This window comes from Nocardioides sp. NPDC057772 (assembly GCF_042798075.1).
Taxonomy (GTDB): domain Bacteria; phylum Actinomycetota; class Actinomycetes; order Propionibacteriales; family Nocardioidaceae; genus Nocardioides.
Map to the genome: position 1 here is coordinate 1 of NZ_JBHVKN010000233.1, position 7,692 is coordinate 7,692.

Consider the following 7,692-nt stretch of genomic DNA (forward strand, 5'->3'; position numbering starts at 1 on the left):
TCTCCATCACGTTCGGAGCGGTCCGAGCCCTCGACGGCGTCTCGCTCCGTCTCCTCCCGGGGGAGGTGCACGCGCTCATGGGGGAGAACGGGGCGGGGAAGTCGACGCTGATCAAGGCGCTGACCGGGGTCTACACGATCGACTCGGGGCGAGTGGAGATCGACGGTGTCGAGACCCAGTTCGCCACTCCTGCCGCTGCGCAGCACGCCGGGATCAGCACGGTCTACCAGGAGGTCAACCTGGTGCCGAACCTCACCGTCGCCGAGAACATGCTCCTCGGCCGCGAGCCCCGCCGACTCGGCCGGATCGACCGGCGCGAGATGAACCGGCGCGCGGCGGTCTCCCTCCAAGCGCTCGGCATCGACGTCGATCCCGCCTCCGAGCTCGGCAGCCATCCCATCGCTGTCCAGCAGCTCGTCGCGATCGCACGTGCCGTCGACACCGACGCCCGGGTGCTGATCCTCGACGAGCCGACCTCCAGCCTCGACGCCGACGAGGTGGCCAGGCTCTTCGAGGTCATGCGCAGGCTGCGTGACCAGGGCACCGCGATCGTCTTCGTCTCCCACTTCCTCGACCAGGTCTTCGAGATCTCCGACCGGATGACGATCCTGCGAAACGGCCGTGTCGTGGGCGAGCGGCTGGTCGAGGAGACGACCCAGCTCGCGCTGGTGCAACTGATGATCGGCCGTGATCTCCAGGTGCTCGAACGCCTCGACCATGCCATGCAGGAGGCCACCGAGGAGGCCTCCGCCGAGCAGCGCCTCCCGGTGCTGAGCGCCGTCGGCCTGGGCCGAAAGGGGAGCCTGGAGGCCACCGACCTGAACCTCTACGCCGGTGAGGTCGTCGGCATCGCCGGCTTGCTCGGCTCGGGACGTACCGAGCTGGCCCGGCTGCTCTTCGGCGCCGACACCCCCGACACCGGCGACCTGACGGTGAGAGGGTCGAGCCGCCGGAGGCTGCGGAGCCCGCGGCACGCGATCGACCGCAAGCTCGCCTTCTGCAGCGAGGACCGCAAGGCCGAAGGCGTCTTCGAGGAGCTCTCCGTCGCCGACAACATGCTGCTCGGTCTGCAGGCCAGCCGCGGCTGGCTGCGGCCGATCCCGGCCCTCACCCGTGCGACGCTGGTCAAGGAGTTCATGACCGCCCTCGACATCCGGCCCGCCGATCCGAGCCTGCCGATGCGAAGTCTGTCCGGTGGCAACCAGCAGAAGGTCCTGCTGGCGCGCTGGCTGATCACGAAGCCCGACGTACTCCTCCTCGACGAGCCCACCCGCGGCATCGACATCGGCGCCAAGACCCAGATCCAGCAGCTCGTCGCCGACCTCGCCGAGAAGGGGATGAGCGTCGTGTTCATCTCCGCCGAGCTCGAGGAGGTGCTGCGCCTGAGCCACCGGCTGGTCGTCCTCAAGGACCGTCGCAAGATCGCCGAGCGGCCCAACCGTGACATCGACGTCAACGACGTACTCGAGATCATCACCGGCGAGCCCGGCGGGCTGGTCGAGAAGGAGCGCGCAGATGCCTGAGACCGTCAGAACGGGCACGTCGCTCGCCGCCCGTGTGCTCGCCCACCGGCTCTTGTGGCCGCTGGCCGCGCTCGGCGCGCTGCTGGTGGTCAACCTGATCGCGACCCCGAGCTTCTTCAACGTACGCATCCAGGACGGTCACCTCTTCGGCAGCCTCGTCGACATCGTCCGCAACGGCGCCCCGGTGCTGCTGGTCGCGATCGGGATGACCCTGGTCATCGCGACCCGGGGGATCGACCTCTCGGTCGGAGCGGTGGCGGCGATCGCGGGCGCGGTCGCCTGTGTCTACATCGTCAAGAGCCCGGCCGACAGCGCTGCCGGCACGGCGGTCGTGGCGGTCACGATGGCGCTGGCGGTCTGTATCGCGCTGGGGCTGTGGAACGGCTTCCTGGTCTCGGTCGTCGGCATCCAGCCGATCATCGCCACCCTGGTCCTGATGGTCGCGGGCCGCGGGATCGCGATGCTGGTGACCGGGGGCCAGATCACCACGGTCAACAACGACACCTTCGCCGCGCTGGCCTCGGGCCACCTGCTCACGCTCCCGGTCGCCGCGCTGATCGCGCTCGCGGTCTTCGCGGCCACCCAGATCGTCGTACGCCGCACCGCACTCGGCCTGCTCATCGAGTCGGTCGGGATCAACCCGGAGGCGAGCCGGCTGGCGGGGGTGCGGTCCCGCACGATCATCTGGACGGTCTACGTCTTCGCGGCGCTGTGCGCCGGCACCGCCGGCCTGATCGTCGCCGCCAACACCCACTCGGTGAACGCCAACAGCCTCGGGCTGTGGATCGAGCTGGACGCCATCTTGGCGGTCGTCATCGGCGGTACGTCGCTGGCCGGTGGTCGCTTCTCGCTGACCGGCACGCTGGTCGGGGCCATGCTGATCGCCACCCTCACCCGCACCATCCCCAACATCGGCATCCCGGTCGAGGCCAACTATCTGTTCAAGGCGCTGGTGGTCGTCATCGTGTGCCTGCTGCAGTCGCCCAAGGCGCGGGCGGTGCTGCAGCGGCGCGGCGACCGCACGCCCACCGGTCCGAGCCGCGAGGAGGCGGTCGCATGAGCACCATGGCACCAGCACAGGAGATCAACGGGATCCTGGCCAAGGTCGCGCGGTTCAGTCCGCCGCGGCGCTACCTGCCCGTGCTCGGCACGTTCGCCCTGTTCATCGGGATGTTTGGCGTCGGCGGGATCCGCTACGAGGGTTTCGCCGACCCGCAGGTCTTCCTGACGCTGCTGCTCGACAACGCGTTCCTGATCGTGCTCGCGGTGGGCATGACGTTCGTGATCCTCACCGGCGGGATCGACCTCTCGGTCGGCTCCAACGTGGCCCTCTCGACGCTGATCGCGGCCAGGACGCTCGAGCTCGGCTGGCCGGTGGTGGCGGTGATCGCCGTCGTGCTCCTGGCCGGCACCCTGCTCGGCACCGCGATGGGGCTGCTGATCCACTACTTCGACATCCAGCCGTTCATCGCGACCCTGGCGGGCATGTTCCTCGCCCGCGGGCTCTGCTACCTGATCAGCGTCGACTCGATCCCGATCAAGGACGAGACCTTCTCGGCCATCGCGTTCGGCTCGATCACCCTGCCCGGTGGCTACTACCTCGGCTGGACCGCGGTCTTCGCGCTCGTGATCGTCGCGGTCGCTGCGTACGTCCTCTCCTCGACCCGCTTCGGCCGCACCGTGTACGCGCTCGGCGGCAGCGAGCCGTCGGCACTGCTGATGGGGTTGCCGGTCGCGGCGACCAAGGTCGGGGTGTATGCGATCAGCGGGCTGTGTGCTGCGCTCGGCGGCCTCCTGTTCGCGCTCTACACGCTCTCGGGCTACTCGCTGCACGCCGTCGGCATGGAGCTGGACGCGATCGCCGCCGTGGTCATCGGCGGGACATTGCTCACCGGTGGCCGTGGCTTCGTGATCGGGTCGTTGCTCGGGGTGCTCGTGCTGGGCACGATCCAGACTTTCATCTCGTTCGACGGCACGCTGTCGTCGTGGTGGACGCGGATCACGATCGGGGTGCTGGTGTTGGTCTTCGTCGTGGCGCAGAGGCTGCTGACGCGGCGTCGTTAGGTTCGGATCTTCCTGCCCGTCAGGGGCTGTGTTTGTGGTCGGCGGCAGGGGTCTGGCGCGGGGCCTTGGGGTGGGTACCGGCTTGGGATTGGCGGGGTGAATGAAGATTCGTTCGGCGGGGCGGGGTGAATGAAAATTCGTTCGGCGGGGCGGGGTGAATGAATTTTCGTTCGCGCTGGGGCGTCCGCCTCCCGAGGAGCGAGTGTCCCGCGGCCACTTTGGGGCCGCCGCCCCTGATAGCCAGCCAAATCTTTCTCGACATGGTCCGGTGTCAAGGACCGCGTAAGCGGCCGGCGTAGCCGGCGGCCGCAGGCCGTCCTTGACTCCGGGGCAGGTCGAGAAATACTCGAGGACAGGGTCGGCGGCCCAAGACCAGCCCCGCGGAACAGTGCCTGAAGGCAAGGAGCGCCCCGCGTAACGACCAAATGCCCCTGACCAACCGGGCTACAACCGCCCAAGAGCCGCCCGCAACGGATCGAGCCCGAGCGACCCGAGGTCGAGCGCCGCACGATGGAAGGCCTTCATGTCGAAGGCCGCCCCGGCACGAGCGCGCGCATCCTCGCGGGCCTGGAGCCAGATCCGCTCGCCGACCTTGTAGGACGGCGCCTGGCCCGGCCAACCGAGGTAGCGGGCGACCTCGAAGTCGAGGAAGGCGGCCTCCATCAGACAGTGCTGGCCGATGAACTCACGGCCGAGGTCCGGGGTCCAGACCTCGCCGGGGTGGAAGCCGAACGGGTTGTCCTCGGGGATCGTCAGCTCCAGATGCATGCCGATGTCGATGATGACCCGGGCGGCCCGGAAGGATTGGCCGTCGAGCATGCCGAGCCGGTCGCCGGGGTCGTCGAGGTAGCCGAGGTCGTCCATCAGCCGCTCGGCGTAGAGCGCCCAGCCCTCGCCGTGGCCGGAGACCCAGCACATCAGCCGCTGCCAGCGGTTGAGCAGCTCGGCCCGGTAGGCGGTCTGGGCGACCTGGAGGTGATGGCCCGGCACGCCCTCGTGGTAGACCGTGGTCAGCTCGCGCCAGGTGCCGAACGAGGTGACCGACTCGGGCACCGACCACCACATCCGGCCGGGCCGGGAGAAGTCCTCGGAGGGGCCGGTGTAGTAGATCCCGCCGTCGGAGGTCGGCGCGATCATGCACTCGATCCGCCGGACCGGCTCGGGGATGTCGAAGTGCACGTCGGCCAGCTCTGCGATCGCGTCGTCGGCCTTGCTCTGCATCCACGACCTGAGCGCGTCGGTCGAGGTCAGCTGCCGCGCCGGGTCGTTGTCGAGGTGAGCTGCCGCCTCGGCGAGGCTCGAACCCGGCAGGATCCGATCGGCGGTGGCATCCATGTCGTCGGAGAGCCGCTTGAGCTCCTCCCAACCCCAGGCGTACGTCTCCTCCAGATCGATCTCGGCGCCGAGGTAGCGCCGCGAGTAGAGCCGGTAGTGATCACGGCCGACCGCTTCCTTCGGCAGGCCGTTGGGGACCAGGTCGTCGGTCATGAACCGCCCGAACTCGGCGAACGCCTCGTTGGCCTTCGCGGCCGAAGCCTCGAGCTCGGCGCGCAGGGAGGCGGGCGTGGTCCCGGGGGCGCGCGCGACCAGGCCGCTGAAGAAGTCGCCGGCACCCTTCTGCCCGGTCCAGCCCAGGATCTGGTCGGCGACCTTCGCGTACTGGGCCTTCGCCGACACCCGCCCGGCCGCAGCCTCCTCGCGGAGCGTCGCGGTGTAGCCCGAGACGGCCTGCGGCAACCCGGCCAGCCGCGAACCGATCGCGACCCAGTCCTCCTCGGTGTCGGTCGGCATCAGGTCGAAGACCTCACGCAGGTTGTGGATGCCGCTGGCGATGACGGACACGAACTTCCGGTCGAGCTGCGCGTCGGCGAACTCGATGTCGAGGCCGACCCGCTCCAGGAAGGCCTCCTTGGCCACCTGCTCACGCTCGTCGACCGGCTTGATAGCGGCCACGTCGGCGTAGGCCGCCCGATGGAGGTCCTCCACCGCCTGCATCCCGTCGGGCGAGAGGTCAGGGAGCTCGGCGTCATGGCCGGCGACACCGACGTACGTCGCGGTCAGCGGGTCGAGGGCGCAGAGGTCCTCGACATAGCGGTCGGTGCGGGCGTCTACTTCACGGGTCACCCCGCCAACCCTAGGACCGGGATGTGCCGGGGCAACTCAATTCCGCGCTATACGCAACGAACACGACAGACTTCGCGTAGGAGGGGTGTGAACGTGCCAGAGGAGGTGTCCGTGGATGCCGGCCATGAGGCGACAGAGCCCGATTTCGGTGCCTGGGTGGCCTCGCGGGGTCCCGCGCTGCAGCGGTTCGCCTACCTGGTGACCGGCAACAGCTCCGACGCTCCGGATCTGGTGCAGGACGCCCTCACCCGTGCGCTGCCGCGGTGGGAGTCGCTGGCGGCGTCCGGGACGGCGGAGGCGTACGTGAAGAGGAGCATCGTCAACGGGTCGATCAGCGGCTGGCGCAAGCGCCGCCGTCTGGTGCTGGTCGAGGACGTCGAGCCGATGGCCACCAGCCACGCGCCCGGCCCGGAGGAACGCGACGCGGACGAGGCGTGGGCCCTGGTGCAGACGCTGCCGTCGAACCAGCGGGCGGCGGTGGTGCTCCGGTTCTACGAGGACCTGTCGTTCGCACAGATAGCCGTGGTGCTCGACTGCGCCGAAGCCACCGCCCGCTCACATGTGCACCGGGCGCTGGCCAAGCTGAGGGAACGATTGAACGAGGGGGTTGACAATGAGTGACTTCGAGCGCGAGGAGCGGGCCTTCCGGGCCGCCCTGGCCCGTGCCGCCGACGGCTTCGAGCCGCGGGAGCTCGCGATCCCCGGGGCCGCTGAAGAATCTGGACCGGCCGATGTGTCCGACACGTCGGACGGGCAGGAGACGGCCGAGGAGAAGGCGCCCGCACGCCGGAAGGCACCCTGGATCCTGGCCGCGGCCGCCGCGGTGCTGGCCGTCGTCGGGCTGGGTGGCGTGATCGCCAACCTGCAGCCCACGGGCAGCAGCGACGAGAGCACGGCCGCGAGCGACAACGCCGGTGTCGAGGACAGTTCCGGCGAGGCCCCCAAGGCCCTCTCCGAGCAGAACGAGGCGGCCCCCGAGGGCACCTACGACCAGCGCGGCCGCGACGACCTGGGCGCGCCCGCGGAGGGCAAGCGCTGGGCGGTCCGCTACGACATCGCCTTCCAGGTGCCCGCGGAGTGGGCCGACGCCACGGCGCCGGCGCTGCCGGAGTGCATCGCAGAGCCGGGCGACCAGTGGGACACCGTGCCGCGGACTCCCTATGTCGCCAACATCACCAACCGGCCGGTGCCGGCGATCGCGTGCAACGAGACCCGCGACCGTGACTTCCCGGCCGAGTTCGGCAAGGTGCCGTTCGCACTGTGGCAGCCCTATGTGCTCATCCAGAAGCGTGAGAAGGATGACACCTTCGAGACCGGCTCCTGGGAGCACGAGGGCTGGCTGCTGACGCGGGTCCAGGTCGAGGACGCGTACGCGACGATCCTCACCGGTCCCGGCGACGACGACGTCAACGGCGACATCAAGGCCTCGCTGCAGACGACGCCCGAGGATCCCTTCGGCTGCGAGACCGCCTCGCCGCTGGCCGAGGGCGACCCGGTGCGACCGCCGACGGAGCCGACCAGCTCACCGCTCGAGGGCGATGCCCCGGATTCGATCGCGATCTGTGAGTACGAGCCGTCCTCGGCCTCGCTCACCGGCTCGCGAGAGATCACCGGTGCCGATGCCTCCGGCCTCGTGGAGGCGATCCGGGACGCCCCGGCCCGCTCCGGCCCCAACTCGCCGCAGAACTGCGCGAAGGGGCAGCCGGTCACGGCGTACGTCATCTTGCGGATCTTCCGCGACGGCAAGCCGGGCGACGTCTACGTGAACTACGAGAACTGCACCGATCACGGGTTCTACGACGGGATCACCGTGCACGAGCTCACCTCGCCGGCCTGCCGGCCGGTGTTCGCCGATGATCCGGTGACGATCTACTCGGCTAAGTACGACGTCGCCAAGGTCTGCCTCTCCTGACCCTCGGTTGCTGGCCGTCCCCGCTCGGGGAGGACGGCCAGCAACCGCGTAGTGCGCCAGGCGGCGTAG

The 7,692-nt window shown here is 69.6% G+C and carries 6 protein-coding genes; 5 read left to right on the top strand and 1 reads right to left on the bottom strand.

The features are described from left to right. The 3 genes from ACFVJS_RS24595 to yjfF form a co-directional block, all read left to right on the top strand. Positions 1-1,523: sugar ABC transporter ATP-binding protein (locus ACFVJS_RS24595; protein ID WP_378885938.1), on the top strand; the 1,523-nt coding region annotated here is incomplete at its 5' end. Then, the gene (locus ACFVJS_RS24600; RefSeq protein ID WP_378885940.1) at positions 1,516-2,583 is read left to right on the top strand and encodes an ABC transporter permease; all 1,068 of its coding nucleotides are present in this window, start codon (positions 1,516-1,518) and stop codon (positions 2,581-2,583) included. The genes ACFVJS_RS24595 and ACFVJS_RS24600, both read left to right, overlap by 8 nt. Continuing rightward, the gene (gene yjfF, locus ACFVJS_RS24605; RefSeq protein WP_378885942.1) at positions 2,580-3,587 is read left to right on the top strand and encodes a galactofuranose ABC transporter, permease protein YjfF; all 1,008 of its coding nucleotides are present in this window, start codon (positions 2,580-2,582) and stop codon (positions 3,585-3,587) included. Before ACFVJS_RS24600 ends, yjfF begins: the two co-directional genes overlap by 4 nt. Positions 3,588-4,031: 444 nt before the next feature. Here yjfF and ACFVJS_RS24610 read toward each other — a convergent pair whose 3' ends face one another. After that, the gene (locus tag ACFVJS_RS24610; RefSeq protein WP_378885945.1) at positions 4,032-5,711 is read right to left on the bottom strand and encodes a DUF885 domain-containing protein; all 1,680 of its coding nucleotides are present in this window, start codon (positions 5,709-5,711) and stop codon (positions 4,032-4,034) included. Positions 5,712-5,822: 111 nt separating this feature from the next. Between ACFVJS_RS24610 and ACFVJS_RS24615 the strand changes: the two genes are divergently transcribed. After that, complete coding sequence (locus ACFVJS_RS24615; RefSeq protein WP_338144320.1) at positions 5,823-6,332, top strand: SigE family RNA polymerase sigma factor; 510 nt, start codon at positions 5,823-5,825, stop codon at positions 6,330-6,332. Further along, positions 6,325-7,623, top strand: coding sequence for a hypothetical protein (locus ACFVJS_RS24620; RefSeq protein ID WP_378885947.1), 1,299 nt, complete (start codon positions 6,325-6,327; stop codon positions 7,621-7,623). The genes ACFVJS_RS24615 and ACFVJS_RS24620 overlap by 8 nt, the downstream gene beginning before the upstream one ends. The last annotated feature ends 69 nt before the right edge of the window (positions 7,624-7,692 follow it).

What these genes read in the sequence shown, in the direction of transcription:
- yjfF (WP_378885942.1), top strand. Translation starts at nt 2,580, where the DNA reads ATGAGCACCATGGCACCAGCACAGGAGATCAACGGGATCCTGGCCAAG.
- ACFVJS_RS24600 (WP_378885940.1), top strand. Translation starts at nt 1,516, where the DNA reads ATGCCTGAGACCGTCAGAACGGGCACGTCGCTCGCCGCCCGTGTGCTC.
- ACFVJS_RS24620 (WP_378885947.1), top strand. Translation starts at nt 6,325, where the DNA reads ATGAGTGACTTCGAGCGCGAGGAGCGGGCCTTCCGGGCCGCCCTGGCC.